Origin of the sequence: Klebsiella sp. BIGb0149 (genome assembly GCF_004362605.1) — a bacterium.
In the GTDB taxonomy this organism is placed as follows: Bacteria; Pseudomonadota; Gammaproteobacteria; order Enterobacterales; family Enterobacteriaceae; genus Klebsiella; species Klebsiella terrigena.
Map to the genome: position 1 here is coordinate 76,759 of NZ_SNYG01000002.1, position 16,769 is coordinate 93,527.

At 64.3% G+C, this 16,769-nt stretch carries 14 protein-coding genes and 1 pseudogene; 3 read left to right on the plus strand and 12 right to left on the minus strand.

Annotated elements, in window-relative coordinates; translation table 11 throughout:
* Window positions 1-4: 4 nt before the first annotated feature.
* The 5 genes and pseudogenes from EDF75_RS07075 to EDF75_RS07095 all read right to left on the minus strand — a co-directional run bounded on the left by EDF75_RS07075 (window position 5) and on the right by EDF75_RS07095 (window position 4,756).
* A complete protein-coding gene (locus EDF75_RS07075) occupies window positions 5-904 on the minus strand; it encodes a MurR/RpiR family transcriptional regulator (protein ID WP_133598148.1) in 900 nt (299 codons plus the stop codon).
* Window positions 901-1,880, minus strand: a pseudogene (locus tag EDF75_RS07080) (iron-siderophore ABC transporter substrate-binding protein). The gene EDF75_RS07075 and the pseudogene EDF75_RS07080 overlap by 4 nt, the downstream one beginning before the upstream one ends.
* Complete coding sequence (locus EDF75_RS07085) at window positions 1,870-2,922, minus strand: FecCD family ABC transporter permease (protein ID WP_133598152.1); 1,053 nt, start codon at window positions 2,920-2,922, stop codon at window positions 1,870-1,872. The pseudogene EDF75_RS07080 and the gene EDF75_RS07085 overlap by 11 nt, the downstream one beginning before the upstream one ends.
* Window positions 2,919-3,938 (minus strand): FecCD family ABC transporter permease, encoded by a 1,020-nt coding sequence (locus EDF75_RS07090; RefSeq protein WP_133598154.1) that lies wholly within the window; start codon window positions 3,936-3,938, stop codon window positions 2,919-2,921. Before EDF75_RS07090 ends, EDF75_RS07085 begins: the two co-directional genes overlap by 4 nt.
* On the minus strand, window positions 3,935-4,756 hold the full coding sequence (locus EDF75_RS07095) for an ABC transporter ATP-binding protein (protein ID WP_133598156.1): 822 nt from the start codon (window positions 4,754-4,756) through the stop codon (window positions 3,935-3,937). The genes EDF75_RS07090 and EDF75_RS07095 overlap by 4 nt, the downstream gene beginning before the upstream one ends.
* 427 nt (window positions 4,757-5,183) lie before the next feature.
* Between EDF75_RS07095 and EDF75_RS07100 the strand changes: the two genes are divergently transcribed.
* Entirely contained in the window at window positions 5,184-7,346 is a 2,163-nt protein-coding gene (locus EDF75_RS07100) for a TonB-dependent siderophore receptor (protein ID WP_133598158.1), read from the plus strand.
* Window positions 7,347-7,409: 63 nt separating this feature from the next.
* On the opposite strand, the gene EDF75_RS07105 is transcribed toward EDF75_RS07100, so the two are convergent.
* The 7 genes from EDF75_RS07105 to EDF75_RS07135 form a co-directional block, all read right to left on the minus strand.
* A complete protein-coding gene (locus tag EDF75_RS07105) occupies window positions 7,410-8,186 on the minus strand; it encodes an ABC transporter ATP-binding protein (RefSeq protein ID WP_133598160.1) in 777 nt (258 codons plus the stop codon).
* Entirely contained in the window at window positions 8,180-9,175 is a 996-nt protein-coding gene (locus EDF75_RS07110) for an ABC transporter permease (RefSeq protein WP_133598162.1), read from the minus strand. Before EDF75_RS07110 ends, EDF75_RS07105 begins: the two co-directional genes overlap by 7 nt.
* A complete protein-coding gene (locus tag EDF75_RS07115; protein WP_133598164.1) occupies window positions 9,156-10,193 on the minus strand; it encodes an ABC transporter substrate-binding protein in 1,038 nt (345 codons plus the stop codon). Before EDF75_RS07115 ends, EDF75_RS07110 begins: the two co-directional genes overlap by 20 nt.
* Entirely contained in the window at window positions 10,190-11,164 is a 975-nt protein-coding gene (locus tag EDF75_RS07120; RefSeq protein ID WP_133598166.1) for an ABC transporter substrate-binding protein, read from the minus strand. Before EDF75_RS07120 ends, EDF75_RS07115 begins: the two co-directional genes overlap by 4 nt.
* 11 nt (window positions 11,165-11,175) lie before the next feature.
* Window positions 11,176-12,264 (minus strand): acyl-CoA dehydrogenase family protein, encoded by a 1,089-nt coding sequence (locus EDF75_RS07125; protein WP_133599404.1) that lies wholly within the window; start codon window positions 12,262-12,264, stop codon window positions 11,176-11,178.
* A 71-nt stretch (window positions 12,265-12,335) separates the two neighbouring features.
* Entirely contained in the window at window positions 12,336-13,421 is a 1,086-nt protein-coding gene (locus tag EDF75_RS07130) for an LLM class flavin-dependent oxidoreductase (RefSeq protein ID WP_133598168.1), read from the minus strand.
* 144 nt (window positions 13,422-13,565) lie between these two features.
* Complete coding sequence (locus EDF75_RS07135; RefSeq protein ID WP_133598170.1) at window positions 13,566-14,459, minus strand: LysR family transcriptional regulator; 894 nt, start codon at window positions 14,457-14,459, stop codon at window positions 13,566-13,568.
* A gap of 130 nt (window positions 14,460-14,589) precedes the next feature.
* On the opposite strand from EDF75_RS07135, the gene EDF75_RS07140 reads away from it, so the two are divergent.
* Both EDF75_RS07140 and EDF75_RS07145 read left to right on the plus strand, forming a co-directional pair.
* On the plus strand, window positions 14,590-15,186 hold the full coding sequence (locus EDF75_RS07140) for a cysteine dioxygenase family protein (protein WP_133598172.1): 597 nt from the start codon (window positions 14,590-14,592) through the stop codon (window positions 15,184-15,186).
* Window position 15,187: 1 nt separating this feature from the next.
* The gene (locus EDF75_RS07145) at window positions 15,188-16,768 is read left to right on the plus strand and encodes a rhodanese homology domain-containing protein (protein ID WP_133598174.1); all 1,581 of its coding nucleotides are present in this window, start codon (window positions 15,188-15,190) and stop codon (window positions 16,766-16,768) included.
* Window position 16,769: the final 1 nt, after the last annotated feature.

The window sequence follows — 16,769 nt, forward strand, 5'->3', positions numbered from 1 at the left end:
GCCGTTAGCTGCGCTTACCGCCAGATTTACCGATCGCTTTATGCAGTTCGTTGATGCGCTTCATCGATTTCATGGTTTTTTGCGGAGCGGTAGAGGCGACCGAGAGCACCATCATTTCCAGACACACCAGCACCGTTCCGTGCAGCGGCACCCGCCCGTTATCGCCGCCGCGCGGCACCTCGATAACCACCTGCGCCTCCTGGCTGAAGCGGGAGTCCACCGCCTGGGTCAGCAGAATGGTCGGAATACCGAGCCGCCGGGCCTCGCGCAGGGTGGTCATGCCCTCCCGGTGGGGGGATTTTTGCCCCATCATGATCAGCACGTCGCCGCGCTGCAGGCCGATCAGCTGTTCAGCGAGGCTAAAACCGGTGCGGTTCAGGACGTAGGAAGGCAGGCCGATGCGGCTGAACAGCCTGGCGGTATACTCCGCCAGAATCCCCGACGCGCCGATGCCGAAAATCGCCACCTGGCGCGCGTCGCTGAGCAGGGCCACCGCCTGCGCGACCGCCGCGCGGTTGTCGGGACGGGAGAGCACCTCGCAGACGCGCTGGTGGCCCTCGAGCACGAAATCGATGCTCGAATTGACGTCGGTGGAGAGCGCATTCACCGTCGAGAGCATTTTCTCCGAGGAGGTAATCGACGGGCCGAACCAGCGCTCCATGGTCTGCTTCAGCTCACGCAGCCCGGCGAAGCCCAGCGCCTGGATGGCCCTGACCACCGTGGCGTCGGAGGTGTGGGTGGCGGTGGCAATCTCCATCGCCGTGCGCTCCAGCACCACCTCGCGGTTGTCGTTGATATAGCTGACCACCGCCAGCAGGCGCGGCGACAGCTGATGCGCCCGGGCGCGAAAGCGGTCGCCAAACAGGTCAACCCGCCCCTTCTCGCGTTTTAGCGGCGTTTTCATTTCAGCTCCGCCGGCAGCGGACGTCCGGCAATATGCGACTGCACTTCGGCCGCCATCAGGCTCAGGGCGGCGAAGGAGTTGGAGATCACGTCCTCCCGCGGCAGCAGGATATAGCGTCCGCTGCGGCAGGCGCGCATAAAGTCGCACCAGCCCGGCATCACGGCCTCCATCGCCTGCAGCTCGTCCTGCGGCTTGCCGCCGGTGTCGGAGCGCCAGGTCGCAAAGACGAAATCGGCATCCAGCTCCGGCAGCTGCTCGGCGCTGACGTCGATGCGCTGGCCGTCGGGAATACGCTCAATCAGCGGCGGAAAGCGGAAGCCGGCATCGCGCAGCACGCGCCCCAGCGCGTGATACGAATGGTGAACCGTCACTTTACCGCCGTTGGCCTGAATCACCGAGACGGTAATCTTCTGCGTATCGACCGCCGCCTTCAGCTGCTTAATCTGCTCCTGATAGCGTCGTTCAAGCACCGCCAGCCGCGCCTCGGAGCCGGTCAGCTGCGCCAGCTTAGCGTAAATGCGCGGCGCGCTGCCCTGCAGATGGTCGATGCTTACCGTCGGGGCGATCTTCTCCAGCTGTTCCACCGAGACGTGGCGGCTGGGCTCGGTAATAATCAGGTCCGGCCTGGCCGCAGCCACGGCTTCGAGATCGATATCCGCGGTGCCGATAAACTGAATATCGCTGTTATCAAAATCGACGCCGGTAAGCTGGGCGCTGGAGCGCAGATAGTGGCTACCGTCGGGACGCGTACGCCCGTGGCTGGCGACCGGCGGCACGCCGAGCTCAATCAGCGGGATCGTGATATCCAGATCGTGCATCGAGACAATCCGCTGCGGATGCAGCGGCACGTTCACCACCCGACCTAAATCATCGGTAAATTTTTGCGTCTGACCCGCGGCGGCACCCGCGGTACCGGCCACGCAAAGCAGCAGAGGAACTAACCAACGCATAGCAATCCTTGAGAGTTACAGGGCATCACGACGACGCCACAGCAGCAGAATAAAAAACGGACAGCCCACCAGGGCGATGACAATCCCGGCCGGGATTTGCAGCGGCGCAAAGGCCACCCGCCCGATGGTGTCGGTCACTAATACCAGCAGAGCGCCAATCAGCGCGCTGCCGCACAGCAGAGAGACCTGGCCGCCGCGCAGCACAAAGCGCGCCATATGCGGCGCCATCAGGCCAACGAAGCCGAGGCTGCCCACGCAGGAGACGCTGGCGGAGGTTAGCAGCACCGGGGCAAAAAAGCGCAGCAGCGTCAGCTGCTGTAGCCGGACGCCGAGGCCGATGGCCGCGCGGTCGCCGAGCAGCGCCACGTCCGCCGCGCGGGCGGTAAGAAACAGGATCAGCGCGCCGGGCAGCGCCCAGCAGGCGGCGACCGCCAGCAGCGGCCAGGTCGCCGCATGCAGGCTTCCCGCCAGCCAGATCATCGCCGTCTGCACATCGCGGACGTCGGCGGTGGTCATAAAAATGCCCACCGCCGCGGCCAGCGTCCAGGAGACGCCGATACCGATCAGGATAAAGCGCGGCCGCGAGCAGTCGCGCGCCAGGGCCAGCACCAGCAGCGCCACCAGCACGCCGCCGGCCATTCCCGCCAGCGGCCGCCACGCCAGCGCCGTCGCCGGGAAGAACAGGATCAGCGCCAATACCACCACGCTGGCCCCCTCCTTGACGCCGATAAGCCCCGGGTCCGCCAGTCCGTTACGGGTGATGCTCTGCATCGCCGCGCCGGCCATCCCCAGCATCGCCCCGCACAGCAGCGCCATAAACAGCCGCGGCAGGCGGATATCGAACAGAATAAAGCGCTGCTGTCCGCTGAGGCTATCCGCATCCAGCAGCGCCCGCAGCACGGTCCCGGAAGGCAGCGGAAAGCTGCCGCGCGTCAGGCCAAACGCGCCGAGGATCGCCATCACGACGAACAGCGCGGCGGCCATCTTCAGCGCCGCCGGGCGCAGCAGAATATGACGACTCCCGACAATCAGCGGGCGGAATCCGGCACGACGTGCGGCGCTTTTCATTTAAAGAATCTCGCGGCAATAAAGATAAACAGCGGCGCCCCCACCAGGGCGGTCATCGCCCCGGTCGCCAGTTCCTGAGGCGCCACCAGGGTGCGTGCCGCAATATCCGCCAGCACCAGCACCAGGGCGCCCACCGGCGCCGCCAGCGGCAGCGCCAGGCGAATATCCTCGCTAATCAGCCGCCGCACCACGTGCGGGACCACCAGGCCGACAAAGCCGATCGGCCCGGCAACGGCGACCGCCGAACCGCACAGCAGCGCGATGGCGGCGAGCCCCAGCAGCCGGGTTTGGCCGATCTTCACTCCCAGCCCGAGAGCGACCTTATCCCCCAAAGCCAGGACGTTAAGCCGCGGGGCGATGGTGAGCGCGATCAGCAGCCCGCCCAGCGCCGGGATCAGCGCCGCGCGCAGCGTTTGCCACTTCAGCCCGGCCAGATCGCCCGCCAGCCAGGTGCGCATCGCCAGCAGCGTCTGTTCGTCCAGAATCAGGACAGCCGCGGTCACCGCCGACGCAAAGGCCGAGAGCGCCACCCCGCACAGGGTGATGCGCAGCGGCGTCATGCCGCCGCGTCCGGAGGAGGCCAGCAGCATCACGGCGCCAAACAGCAGCCCTGCGCCGCAGGCGGCGGTCAGCGGGCGGCCGAACGCCGCTTCGCCGAGGCCCAGCGCCGAGGTCGCCACCACCGCCAGCGACGCGCCGGCATTGAGTCCGAGAATGTGCGGTTCGCCGAGCGGATTGCGGATCACCGTCTGCAGCAGCATACCCGCGACGCCGAGCGCGGCGCCGGTCAGCAACGCGGCGGCCAGGCGCACGAGGCGTAAATCGACGATAATCCGCTGGTCAAAACTGCGCGGATCGTAATGGAGCAGCGCCTGCAGTATGGTGGGCGGCGCAATCCAGCGCGCCCCCAGCTCCAGGTGCACCAGCGAGCCGCCGATCAGCAGCAGGGTCAGCACCACCACGGCCAGCCGCGGCCGGGCGCGTCGGCGCCGGAGCATCAGCGCGCCGGCGCTCATTGTCCGGCCGCCTGGCGGGCGCGAAAGGGCATAAAGAACGGTTTACCGGTTTGCGGGTTCAGCGACATCTGCACGTCAACGTCAAACACCGTTTTAATCAGCTCCGGGGTACAGGTTTCATTTTCACCAATCACCCCGGCAATGCGCCCCTGCTTAAGAAACACCAACGTATCGGCATAGTTCACCGCAAAGTTCAGGTCGTGCAGGACGGTCACCACCGTGCGCCCGTGTTCGCGGGTCAGGGTCTGCAGCAGCTCGAGAATATCGACCTGATAGCGCAGATCGAGCCAGATGGTCGGTTCATCGAGCAGAATAGTGGCGGTTTGCTGGGCCAGCGCCATCGCTATCCAGCAGCGCTGGCGCTGGCCGCCGGAGAGGCTGTCCACCGGCAGATGGGCGAACTCGGCGGTGCCGGTCAGCGCCAGCGCCTCCTCCACCGCCCGCTCGTCGGCGTCCGACCACTGGCGCATCAGCCCTTGCCAGGGATAGCGCCCGCGCGCGACCAGCTCGAAAACCGTCAGCCCTTCCGGGGTGAGCGGCGACTGGGGCAGTATCCCCAGCCGGCGCGATACTGCCCGGGTGGGCAGCTCGTGGATAATCTGACCGTCGAGGCGTACGCAGCCGCCGAGCGGCTTGAGCATTCGGGCGATGGTCGATAGCAGGGTCGATTTCCCGGAGCCGTTGGCCCCGGCCAGTACCGTCATTTTGCCGTGGGGGATCGTCAGATTAATATCGTTGACGATAAGGGTCTGGCCGTATCCGGCCGACAGGGAATCCAGCACAATCCCCTGCTCTGCAGGCATCACCCGCTGTGGCATAACTCGCTCCCGCACCGCAGCGGCGTGGCATCAGGCCCGCACGGACTGCACTCAAACAAAAATACATCTCATTCTCTTTTGATCATGATGTGAATGAATGTAGTAGTCAATACTCTGTTTTACGCGCAGAGAAAAGACGCTACCGGCAATCTTACGTAGCGGAGCAATCCTAATTAAATACATTAAAAACAGAATGATAAACATCATTTTCGCCGTTCATTATGCCGCCAAAACGCCGCTTTCGCCGGCAGCGTTTTTTTATCTTACATAACGTTTACTACTACATTGCTACGTGGTTGAATGATTCTCAATTACATATCCGGGCGCGAATTATGGCGGTTCACGGATAGATAATATTTTTAAGGGCAATGATTTAATTGGCTTTATCTGTCCGCAAAGGACGGATTCGTTCACGAGAAACAGACAAATGACGCAATCAACTGTCCCTTTCACGACATTGAAAGGGCGTGCACTTTTTTCACTGATTTTTTTGGGTTCCTTTACCTCTCCGGGGATTATCGCCGCGCAAACCGCGGCGGAAAAAGATAAAAAGGCGAGCGACGAAACCATTACGGTGGTAGCGGACGGCAGCCAGCAAAACGCCACCAGCGGCTATCAGCCCCTCAGCAGCTCGACCGCGACGCTGACCTCAATGCCGCTGCTGGATATCCCGCAGGTGGTTAACACCGTCAGCGACCAGGTGCTGCAAGATCAGCACGTCACTACGCTCGACGAGGCGCTGTATAACGTCGCTAATGTCGTGCAGACCAATACCCTCGGCGGCACCCAGGACGCCTTTACCCGCCGCGGTTTCGGCGCTAACCGCGACGGTTCCATTATGACCAACGGGCTGCGCACCGTCCTGCCGCGCAGCTTCAACGCCGCCGCCGAGCGCGTGGAGGTGCTGAAAGGGCCGGCCTCGACGCTGTACGGCATTCTCGACCCCGGCGGGCTGATTAACGTGGTGACCAAACGCCCGGAAAAAACCTTCGGCGGATCGATTTCTGCCACCTCCACCAGCTTTGGCGGCGGCAGCGGCCAGTTTGACGTCACCGGGCCCATCGAAGGGACGCGCCTCGCGTACCGGGTCATCGGCGAATATCAGAATGAAGACTACTGGCGCAGCTTTGGCAAAGAGAAGAGCAGCTTTATCGCCCCTTCCCTGACCTGGTTTGGCGACCGCGCCACGGTCAACGTGGCGTACTCGCATCGCGACTACAGTACGCCGTTCGATCGCGGGACGATTTTCGATCTCAATACCAAAAAGGCGGTCAACGTCGATCGTAAAACCCGCTTCGACGAGCCGTTCAATATTACCGACGGCTATTCCGACCTGGCGCAGCTTAACGCCGAATACCGGCTCAACGAGGCCTGGACCGCCCGCTTTGACTACAGCTACAGCCAGGATCACTACAACGATAACCAGGCTCGGGTCATGGCCTATGATTCCGCCACCGGCGACCTGACCCGCCGCGTTGACGCCACCCACGGCTCAACCCAGAAGATGCACTCGACCCGTGCCGATCTGCAGGGCGACGTGGTGATTGGCGGTTTCTACAACGAGATCCTCAGCGGTATCGCCTACGAGAACTACGATCTGCTGCGCACCGACATGATCCGCTGTAAGAATACCAAGGGATTCAATATCTACAATCCGGTCTACGGCACCGTCGATAAATGCACCAGCGTGTCGGCATCCGATAGCGATCAGCGCATTCAGCAGGAGAGCTACGCCGCCTACGTGCAGGACGCGCTCTACCTCAACGATAGCTGGATCGCCGTCGCCGGCGTGCGCTACCAGTATTACACCCAGTACGCCGGCAAGGGGCGTCCGTTTAACGTCAATACCGACAGCAGCGACCAGAAGTGGACGCCGAAGTTTAGCCTGGTCTATAAGCTGACGCCGACCATCTCGCTGTTCGGCAACGTGGCGCAGTCGTTTATGCCGCAGTCGTCCATCGCCAGCTATATCGGCAACCTGCCGCCGGAAGAGTCCACCTCCTACGAGCTGGGCGCCAAGTTTGAGCTGTTCAGCGGCGTGACCGCCAATATCGCCCTGTTCGATATCGATAAGCGTAACGTGCTGTACAACGAAACGGTCGGGGATGAAACCATTGCCAAAACGGCGGGCAAGGTGCGCTCGCGGGGCGTGGAGATGGACGTCGCCGGGTCGCTCACCGACAACCTGAGCATCATCGCCAGCTACGGCTATACCGACGCTAAGGTGCTCGACGATCCGGACTACGCCGGCAAGCCGATGCCGAACGTGCCAAAACATACCGGCTCGCTGTACATGACCTATGACGTGCATAACGTCTACGCCGGCAATACCCTGACCCTCGGCGCCGGGGGGCACGCGGTCAGCAAGCGTTCCGCCACCAACGGCGCGGACTATTACCTGCCGGGGTACGGCGTCGCGGACGCGTTCGCCGCCTATAAGATGAAACTGCAGTATCCGGTCACCCTGCAGGTTAACGTTAAGAACCTGTTCGATAAGACCTACTACACCTCTTCGGTCGGTACCAACAACCTGGGCAACCAGATTGGCGACCCGCGCGAAGTGCAGTTTACGGTGAAGATGGATTTTTAAGCGCCCGACGCTCTCCCGGCGCAGCGCAAGGTTGCCGCCGGGAGAGACTCCCCATCGCCAATCCTACCAGTCCTCCGCCTGGCCCAGGATGCGCAAAATGTCCTGCCGATGGCCGACCAGCTGCGGATTATCGCGGTGTCGCGGGAAGGGCAGCGGCAGCGTAAATTCGGCAATAATTCGCCCCGGACGGGGCGACATCACCAGCACTCTTTCACACAGCAGCAGCGCCTCTTCGATATCGTGCGTCACCAGCAGGCTGGTATAGCCCTGCTGCTGCCAAAGCGCGATCAGCTCGCGCTGCATGCCGATGCGCGTCAGGGAATCCAGCTTGCCTAAGGGTTCGTCGAGCAGCAGCAGCCGCGGCTCGTTGAGCAGCGCCCGCGCCAGCGCCGCCCGCTGGGCCATTCCGCCGGAGAGCTGACGCGGCCAGGCGGCGCTAAACGCCTCCAGCCCCATCCGCGCAATCAGCGCGTCGGCCTTTGGCTCCAGCCCTTTCCTCCCCTGCGCCTGGGGCCCGAGCAGCACGTTTTGCCGCACCGTCAGCCACGGATAGAGGGTCGGGTCCTGAAACACCAGGATCCGCTCCGGCCCCGGAGCCCCCATGCGGCGGTCGTCGATCTGCACCTGCCCGCTCTGCAGCGCCTCCAGCCCCGCCAGCAGCCGCAGCAGGGTGGATTTACCGCAGCCCGACGGCCCCAGCAGCGCCACGCTCTCTCCGGGACGCAGCTGCAGGCTGATATTCTCCAGCACCGGCACCGTCTGCCTACCCAGCGCGAAGGCGTGGCTCAGATGGGCGATATCGATGGCCGCACCGGCCGGCGTGGCCGTGGTCGTTACCATGTCATGCCTCCTCGCTGCCAGCTCAGCAGCCGGTCGCGCAAAATAAACAGTCCGCTAATCAGGCCGGAACAGAGAAAGGCCATCACCAGCAGCGCGGCGTACATGTTGGGGTAGGCCGCCCAGCCCTGCGCCCACTGCAGATAGAAGCCGATCCCGGATTTAACGCCGACCATCTCAGCGACGATCAGCACCGAAAACGAGGCGCCTAACCCCATAAACAGCCCAACGAAGACGTTCGGCAGCGCGGCGGGAATGGCCACCCGCAGGATCAGAAAGCGCTGACTGGCCCCCAGCGTGCGCGCCACGTCGTACCAGGCTTTGTCGATACTCATCACCCCGGACCACGTCAAAACGGTGACCGGAAACCAGGTGCTGAGGGCGATTAAAAAGACGCTGGCCCCGAAGCTGGAAGGGAAGATAAACAGACACAGCGGCAGCAGCGCCGTTGACGGCACCGGCCCAAGCAGGCGCAGTACCGGATGCAGCCAGTAGCCAATGCGCTGCGACCAGCCGATGGCCAGTCCGCTGATAAAGCCGCTGGACGTTCCGAGCAGCACCCCGAGGCTCAGCAGGCCCAGCGAGTGCAGCAGGCTATCCAGCAGGCGCGGCCAGTCGTCATACAGCACTTCGATCAGCGCCTGCGGCGGGGCAAAAAACGGTACCGGCAGGATCGCGGATTTCGCCGTCAGCCACTCCCACAGGCCGAACAGCACCGGCAGCAGCGCCAGCCATTTCCCGGCATGCTGCAGGCGCCCGCCCCGCTGGCGCCAGTAGCGATAGCTCAGCGCCAGCAGCAGCAGCCCGCCGGCGATCGCGAACTGCGCCATCGCCCAGCCTTCGCTGTAGGGCCAGCGTCGCCCGGCATCCGGCCACCTGAGGGTAAAAAGCCCGCCCGCCAGCCACAGCGCGGCGGCCAGCAGGCCTTCAGCCCACAGCGGACCGCTGGCCCGCGGCCGCGACAGCGCCTGCTCAGGCGAATACGTTGGCATAAATACTCTCCGCAAACTGATGAGGATCGGTCCCGGGCTTGATCACCTGCACCCGCTGCAGGTCAATGGCGTACTGGGTCAGCTCTTTGACGAACGCCTCGCCGACGGCGTGGTGGCCGTGGCCCTGGCCGTGGAGGATCCCCGAGACCTCGGTTTCATTGGTATTTAGCGCGTGGGCCATAAACGCCTGCGCCACGCTTTCCGGGTGGGCCGAAGCGTAGCTATGCGCCTCCAGAATGGCCTGGGTCAGCGCGGCGGCCGCCGGCTTGTGGTCCCGCGCCAGCGATCCGCTCACCCCCAGCACGCAGCAGCTGAGGTTGGCGTAATCCCCGCTCATATTGCTGGCGATCAGCTGATACTTGCCGGTCTCCAGCAGGCGATAGCTAAAGGGTTCGCTGCCGCTGATGGCGGCAATCTCGCGTTTATCGAGCGCCACGCTCAGCAGATCGGCGGGATACACCTTCCACTGCACGTCGCTGAGCGGGTCGATCCCGTGACGCTTGAGCAAAATGGCGAAGAAGTTTTTATCCGGGCCGGCCATATCGGTCACCCCGATAGTCTGCCCTTTCAGGCTCTCGAGGCCGCCAAACGGCGAATTTTTTGCCGTCAGCAGATTCAGGCAGCCGCCGTGCGTCCCGGCGGTGAGCTTGACGTCAAAACCCTGCTCCAGCGCCTTCAGCCAGCGCAGCGCCATCCCGACGCCGGCGTCCGCCTTGCCGGTGGCTATCGCCTCCAGCAGAACGTCGGTCGAATTACCAAAATTGACGAACTCGACGTCGAGGTTGTACTTACTGAAAAACTTCTGCTGCTCGGCCACCGCGACCGGGGCAAGACACACCGCGCTTTTGTTGATCGCCAGCCTGATTTTGTAGGGTTCGGCCAGGCGCAGCGCCGGGTTTTCGCCCTCGGCGGGCATCGCCGCCATATCGTGTGCCCACAGCGGCCAGGCCGTCGCCGCCAATGCCGTACCGGCGCTCAGCTGAAGAAAACGGCGGCGGGAAAAAGAGTGCTGGATCATGGCGTGGTCTCCTGAGGCGCGGTTTGTGCAGGCACGGTAAAGCCGTCATCAAACGTCGGCGTGACGTCCAGCCTGGCGCGGATCAGCCCGTTGGCCTGATAAAAATCGGCGGTGGCCTGCTGCTGGGCGACGATGCGCGAGTCCAGGCGCTGCCACTGCGATTGCCGGTTAGCGAACTGCGCCCGGGCGATATCCGCTGGAAAACGGATAATCTCCCCGAGGGTTTTGCCGTAGCTGTCCAGATTGGCATAGGCCCAGCGCTCCGCTCCCGCCAGGCGATGCAGATAATCCTGCAGCGCCGCCCGTTTAGCCGGGTCCTTGAGGCTGGCGTCGGTGGCAGCAAGGAAGGTATTGCCGGGCAGCAGCCCCTTGCCGCTGACCAGAATTTGCCCCTCGGCGGTTTTCACCAGCTGGGTGGTGTAGGGCTCCCAGGTCGCCCAGGCATCCACCGACCCGTTGAGCAATGCCACTTTGGCATCAACCGGACCGAGGAAGACCCACTGCACGTCCCTGGGCGATATCCCCGCCTGCTCCAGCGCTTTGAGGGCGACAAAGTGGCCGATAGACCCCTTCCCGGTAGCGATGCGTTTGCCCTTTAAGTCCGCCGCGCTTTTCAGCGGGCTGCCCGGAGAGACCAGCACCGCGGTGCCGGCGGGGTTGCTCTTATCGACGGCGATCGCTTTTACCGGCGCGCCGTTGGCGAGGGCGAACAGCAGCGGCGCATCGCCGATAATCCCGGCATCAACCGCACCGGCGTTCAGCGCTTCGGCCAGCGGCGCGGCGGCGGGAAACTCCGCCCACTTGATGTCGTAATTCAGGTTCTGCAGCGCATTCGCGGCTTCAAGCTGCGAGCGCATGCCGCCTTTTTGATCGGCAATGCGCAGCGTGACGCGCTCCTGCGCCGCCGCATAGCCGCTCAGCGCCAGCAGCATTAGCGCCGCGGCTAAAGGTGTTCTCTTTCGTTCGCGCATGGTGATTATCCTTATAGTTGAAAAGCCTGTTTACCCGCCGCCTGCCAGGCGCTGTCGCTCTGCGGCGTGTGCACCCGCCCGCACAGCACGTTGCGGTAGTGGCGCTCCAGAGGGTGCTGGCGGCTGAGCCCGTGATTGCCGGTGAGCTCCAGCGCCTGGCCTACCGCCAGAATGGCGTTGTCGGTGATGGTCACCTTCGCCAGATTGGCTTCAGCGGCGGTAAACCCCAGCGCGGCCGCCCGCTGCAGCAGGCAGCGGTTGGTCAGCAGCGCGCTGTCGATCTGCCCGACTTTTTCCTGCACCCGCGGCAGCTGGCTCAGCGGCTGCCCAAGGCTTCCGGGGATACGCGAACGCAGCCAGCCCAGCAGCCAGTCGCGCGCGGCGCAGGCGACGCTGTCGTAAATGGCCGCCAGCAGCGCCGCGTGGCGGTTGGCAAACAGCCGCGTCTGTTCGGCATTCGGCCCCGGCGGCGTCGCCGCGGGCCAGGTCTCCACCGCGCTCTCCGGCGCCAGCAGCACGTTGCTGAAGATCGCTTCATGGCTGCCGGTGGCGCGCATTCCCACGTGATCCCAGCTCCTGACGATAGTGACGCCGTCACTTTTAGCCGGCACCAGCCAGGTCCCCACCAGCGGGTCGGGGTCATCGCTCCGCGCCCAGACCGCCAGCCAGCTCAGCCCCTCAACGCCGGTGGTGTAGAGCTTGTGGCCGTTGAGCCGCCAGCCCTGCGCGGTGCGGGCGGCGACGGTTTGCGGCAGGCCGCCGCGCGCCGGGGAGCCGAGCTCAGGTTCAACCCGCAGGCTGTTGATGAGGCCGCCGCGCTCGACGGCGTCGCGAAAGACCCGCTCGCACAGCGGCTCCGCCCAGCCTTCGCTCTCCGCCAGCCGCAGATGGTGCAGATACTGCATGCAGACGATCAGCGCCGTCGCCGGCTCGCCCCACGCGATGGCAGAAATCGCCTCCTGCAGCTGCAGCAGGTCCGCCTGCGCGCCGCCGTAGCGCCGCGGCGTGGCCAGACTCAGAAAGCCCTCCCGGTGCAGCAGGTCGAGGTTATGGCGGGGAAACTCGCCGCTCTGGTCAAGTTCTGCCGCCCGTTCCGCCATCTGCCGGCGGATCTCCGTCAGCCGCTGCGGCCAGCTGGCCGCCGGCCGAGGCGGAGCCTGGGGAGGATAGCTCACGATACCCGCGCCTTAGCCGCCCGCAGCGCCGCCTTTTCGCGGGCGATCGGCAGCAGCGCCTTGCCGTACTCCTGCGCATCGTTGAGCGGGTCGAAGCCGCGGATCAGGAAGTTGTGCACCCCCAGGTCGTAGTAGTCGAGCAGCGCGTCGGCAACCTGTTCCGGCGTCCCCACCAGCGCGGTGGAGTTATGCCCGCCGCCCACCAGCTTCGCAATACCGGTCCACAGGCGCTTATCCACCACGTTTCCCTGCTCCGCCGTCGCCCGCAGGCGCTGGGCGCCGACGCTCTCCGGCTTGGCCTTAAATCCGCCGTCGGTCTGCGCCGCGCGCTCTGAGGCCACGTGTAAGATATGCTCGGCTTTTTCCCAGGCCTGCGCTTCGCTGTCGGCGATAATCGGTCGGAAGGAGACGCTGAAATCAATTTCGCGCTGATGTTTAGCCGCTTCAGCCCGCACCCGCTTCACCGTCTCCTGGGTTTGCCCCAGCGACTCTCCCCACAGGGCAAAGACGTCGGCGTGCTTACCGGCCACCCGAATGGCGGCTTCTGAAGAGCCGCCAAAATAGAGCGGAATATGCGGCTTTTGCAGCGGACGAATGGCCGACCATGCCTGCTCGGCCTGGTAGAACTCATTGGCGATATCGACCGGCTGCTCCGCGGTCCAGATTTCGCGTACCGTCTCAAGGAAGGCGTCGGTGCGCGCATAGCGCCGGTCGTGATTGAGATAGTCGCCGTCGCGGCGCTGTTCGGCATCGTTGCCGCCGCTGATAATGTGCACCGCGAGGCGGCCGCCGAGCAGATGCTCAAGGGTGGCGAATTTTCGCGCGGCGAGGGTTGGCGAAACAAAACCCGGGCGGTGGGCGAGCAGAAAATTGATTTTTTGCGTCGACAGCCCGGCCAGGGCGGTGACCAGAAATCCATCGGGCTGATCGGACCAATGCCCCACCAGCAGCCGGTCAAAGCCGGCGGCCTCGTGCGCCTGAGCAAAACGAACGATATAGTCGCGGTCAAAAATCGGCCCTACCGGGGCGATAGTTTCGGACGCAAGACGGTGGCCGATCATGCCGAGAAACTGAATGCTCATACAAACTCCTTGGGTCAGGGTAACGGGCCGGCCGCGGCGGCGGCGCAATATCGTTACCCTATACACCGGAGATTAATGAACAAAATGCATTTTTATCATATCTTAATATGCTAAATCAGCATTTAGATAAATTACACCTATTTTTCAGTCAGATGAAGCGAGCTGCTGCACGATTTTGGCGGCAAAAAAAGTCAGCGGCTGCTGGAGATTAGCCAAATTCTGGGCGCTGATTTGCCACAGGCAGACCGCGGGCTGGAAATCGGCTAACGCCAGGATGCTAATCTCATCGCGCCACGGGCTGGCCGCCAGCGCCGCCCGGGGGACGATGCCCAATCCCAGCCCCTGCGCCACCAGGCCAATCTGCAGCTGGGCCCCCGCGGTCTCGGTATTCAGCTGCAGCCGCAGCCCCTGGGCCTGCAGCTCGCGGATCAATCCCGCCCGCAGCCCGCAGCCGTCGGGATTGAGCACCCAGCCGTGCGCCGCACACTCCCGCAGCGCCCCGGCGGAGAGGCGCAGGCTCCTGCCGGCAATCACCACGATATCCAGCGGACAGAGCAGCCGCCCGCTGTAGCCCTCCGCGAAGGCCTGCTGCGCCGGGCCCATCGCCAGCACGCCGTCAAGCTCGACGCTCTCCAGACGCTTCTGCAGCTGAGCGCTCCAGCCGCAGGTCACCTGCGGCTGGAGGTGCGGGAACTGCTGACGCAGCGCCGTCAGCGCCGGCTGGAGGCCGATTTCCGCCACGCTCTGCGGCAGGCCAAGGCGCAGAACCCCGCGCGGCTCCGCCTCCGGGTCCAGCAGCCCGTAGAGCTTTTTGGTTTCCCGCTTGATGGTCAGGCACTGCTCGTAGACGCGATGCCCGGCGGCGGTCAGGGTCAGCGGCCGGGTCTGCCGCTCCAGCAGGGTCACGTTCAGCGTCTGCTCCAGCCGCTGCAGGCGACGGGTGATCGCCGACTGGGTAATACCCAGATATTCCGCCGCCTGATTCAGGGAGGAGAACTGTACGGTGGCTAGCAGGGCGTCGATGTCGTCAATACGCATAGATTCCTTAGAGTCGGCCTCGCCAGACTCTTAATGTTTATTTTGCATATTAATATATGCGGAAATTGCATTTAAATAATATTAACGCCTTTGTTAGCGTATTGACCAGCCCCTCTGACAGGAACCGATGATGAGCACATCCCGACTGGAAAAATTACGCCATTTTATTCAAGACGTTGACGTCCTGCATCGCGAGATCGGCCGGCCGGAGCCGCTGCTGGACGCGGTGGCCCTGCGGCTGGCGGCGCTGGTGAAGCAGGATGACTGGCTGCCGGACGAGTACGCCCTGCCGCATCCCCACCATTATCAGCAGTATCTGCTGCACGCCGACTCCGGGCAGCGCTTTTCAATCGTCAGCTTCGTCTGGGGACCGGGACAGTCGACGCCGATCCACGACCACCGGGTGTGGGGCGCGATCGGCATGCTGCGCGGGGCGGAAGAGAATCAGCGCTACCGTCTCGACGACGCCGGCACGCCGGTAGCTGACGGTATCGCCCAGCGCCTCTCCCCCGGCGAGGTCGAAAAAGTCTCCGCCCGCGACGGCGATATTCACCGGGTCAGCAACGCGCTGGCGGACAGGGTATCGATCAGCATCCACGTTTACGGCGGCAATATCGGCGCCGTCAGGCGCGCCGTGTATACCCCGGAAGGAGTCAGCAAACCCTTTATCTCCGGCTACTCCAACCGCCATTTACCCAATCTCTGGGATCTCTCTAAGGATAATTAATATGCCCGAACACTCCCTACGCCAGGCCGCACAGATCCGCCAGGCGCTGCTCGACGGCGCGGAGCTGGCGCTGATCGACGTGCGTGAAGAAGCGCACTTCGCCACCGCGCATCCGCTGTTCGCCGCGAACCTGCCGCTCAGCAAGCTGGAGCTGGAAATTAGCCGCCGGGTGCCGCGCCTGACGACGCCGATAACCGTTTACGATAGCGGTGAAGGCCTTGCAATAGTCGCTCTCGAACGCCTGCGCGGCTGGGGCTACCGCGACGTTGCCCTGCTCGACGGGGGGCTGGCGGGCTGGCAGCGCAGCGGTGGAGAGCTGTTTCAGGACGTCAACTCCCCGAGCAAAGCGTTTGGCGAGCTGGTCGAGAACCAGCGCCATACGCCTTCGCTGAGCGCGCAGGAGGTTCAGGCGCTGATTGACGGCCCGCAGCCGGTGGTGGTGCTCGACGCCCGGCGCTTCGATGAGTATCAGACCATGAGCATTCCCGGCAGCATCAGCGTTCCCGGCGGCGAGCTGGCGCTGCGGGTTGACGGCCTCGTGACCTCGGAGCAGACGCCGATCGTGGTTAACTGCGCGGGACGCACCCGCAGCATTATCGGCGCCCAGTCGCTGCGCAACGCCGGAGTGCGTAATCCGGTCTACGCCCTGCGTAACGGCACCATCGGCTGGACGCTGGCCGGGCTGGCGCTGGAGCACGGCCAGCAGCGGCGCTATGACCCGGAGCAGCAGGCGTCGACGGCGCGGCGCCAGCAGGTGCGCGCGCTGGCCGAAAGCGCCGGGGTGGCGTTTATTGATGAGACTACGCTGCAGCGCTGGCGGCGCCAGGAGGACCGCACCACCTATCTGTTCGACGTCCGCAGCCCGGAGGAGTACGCCGCCGGCCACCTGCCCGGCAGCCTTAGCGCTCCCGGTGGGCAGCTGGTGCAGGAGACCGACCACCACGCCAGCGTGCGCGGGGCGCGGATCGTCGCGCTGGACGATGACGGCGTTCGCGCGGCCATCACCGCCTCCTGGCTGGCGCAGATGGGTTGGGAGGTGGCGGTGCTGCGCGAAGCTAATCTGGCAGAGTTTAGCGAGCGCGGCGTACCGGCAGCCAGCGTCCCGCCGGCCCCGGTAGCGGAAGAGATCGCCCCCCAGCGGCTGGCGGAGCTGCTGAATGAACCGGGCACCGCGGTGCTGGATTTCACCACCAGCGCCAACTACGCGGCGCGGCATATTCCCGGCGCCTGGTGGCTGGTGCGCTCCGAACTCAGGCAGGCGCTGGAGGCGATCCCGCCCGCCGAGCGCTACGTGCTTACCTGCGGCAGCAGCCTGCTTGCGCGTTACGCTGTCACCGAAGTCGCGGCGCTCACCGGTAAGCCGGTAGAGCTGCTGCGCGGCGGCACGCAGGCGTGGATCGCGGCGGACCTGCCGCTGGAGCGGGGCAATACGCGCCTGGCGAGCGAACCCAGCGATCGCTATCGCCGCCCGTACGAGGGAACGGATAACTCTCCCGAGGCGATGCAGGCCTATCTTGACTGGGAGTTCGGGCTCGTCGACCAGCTGGCGCGCGACGCCACCCACGGCTTTAGGGTGCGCTAGC

Bases quoted from the DNA above. Each gene is read 5' to 3' on its own strand.
- EDF75_RS07095 (WP_133598156.1), bottom strand. From the start codon at position 4,756: ATGCCACAGCGGGTGATGCCTGCAGAGCAGGGGATTGTGCTGGATTCC.
- EDF75_RS07085 (WP_133598152.1), bottom strand. From the start codon at position 2,922: ATGAAAAGCGCCGCACGTCGTGCCGGATTCCGCCCGCTGATTGTCGGG.
- EDF75_RS07105 (WP_133598160.1), bottom strand. From the start codon at position 8,186: ATGGTAACGACCACGGCCACGCCGGCCGGTGCGGCCATCGATATCGCC.
- EDF75_RS07115 (WP_133598164.1), bottom strand. From the start codon at position 10,193: ATGATCCAGCACTCTTTTTCCCGCCGCCGTTTTCTTCAGCTGAGCGCC.
- EDF75_RS07110 (WP_133598162.1), bottom strand. From the start codon at position 9,175: ATGCCAACGTATTCGCCTGAGCAGGCGCTGTCGCGGCCGCGGGCCAGC.
- EDF75_RS07075 (WP_133598148.1), bottom strand. From the start codon at position 904: ATGAAAACGCCGCTAAAACGCGAGAAGGGGCGGGTTGACCTGTTTGGC.
- EDF75_RS07125 (WP_133599404.1), bottom strand. From the start codon at position 12,264: ATGGCGGAACGGGCGGCAGAACTTGACCAGAGCGGCGAGTTTCCCCGC.
- EDF75_RS07120 (WP_133598166.1), bottom strand. From the start codon at position 11,164: ATGCGCGAACGAAAGAGAACACCTTTAGCCGCGGCGCTAATGCTGCTG.
- EDF75_RS07145 (WP_133598174.1), top strand. From the start codon at position 15,188: ATGCCCGAACACTCCCTACGCCAGGCCGCACAGATCCGCCAGGCGCTG.
- EDF75_RS07100 (WP_133598158.1), top strand. From the start codon at position 5,184: ATGACGCAATCAACTGTCCCTTTCACGACATTGAAAGGGCGTGCACTT.
- EDF75_RS07090 (WP_133598154.1), bottom strand. From the start codon at position 3,938: ATGAGCGCCGGCGCGCTGATGCTCCGGCGCCGACGCGCCCGGCCGCGG.
- EDF75_RS07135 (WP_133598170.1), bottom strand. From the start codon at position 14,459: ATGCGTATTGACGACATCGACGCCCTGCTAGCCACCGTACAGTTCTCC.
- EDF75_RS07130 (WP_133598168.1), bottom strand. From the start codon at position 13,421: ATGAGCATTCAGTTTCTCGGCATGATCGGCCACCGTCTTGCGTCCGAA.
- EDF75_RS07140 (WP_133598172.1), top strand. From the start codon at position 14,590: ATGAGCACATCCCGACTGGAAAAATTACGCCATTTTATTCAAGACGTT.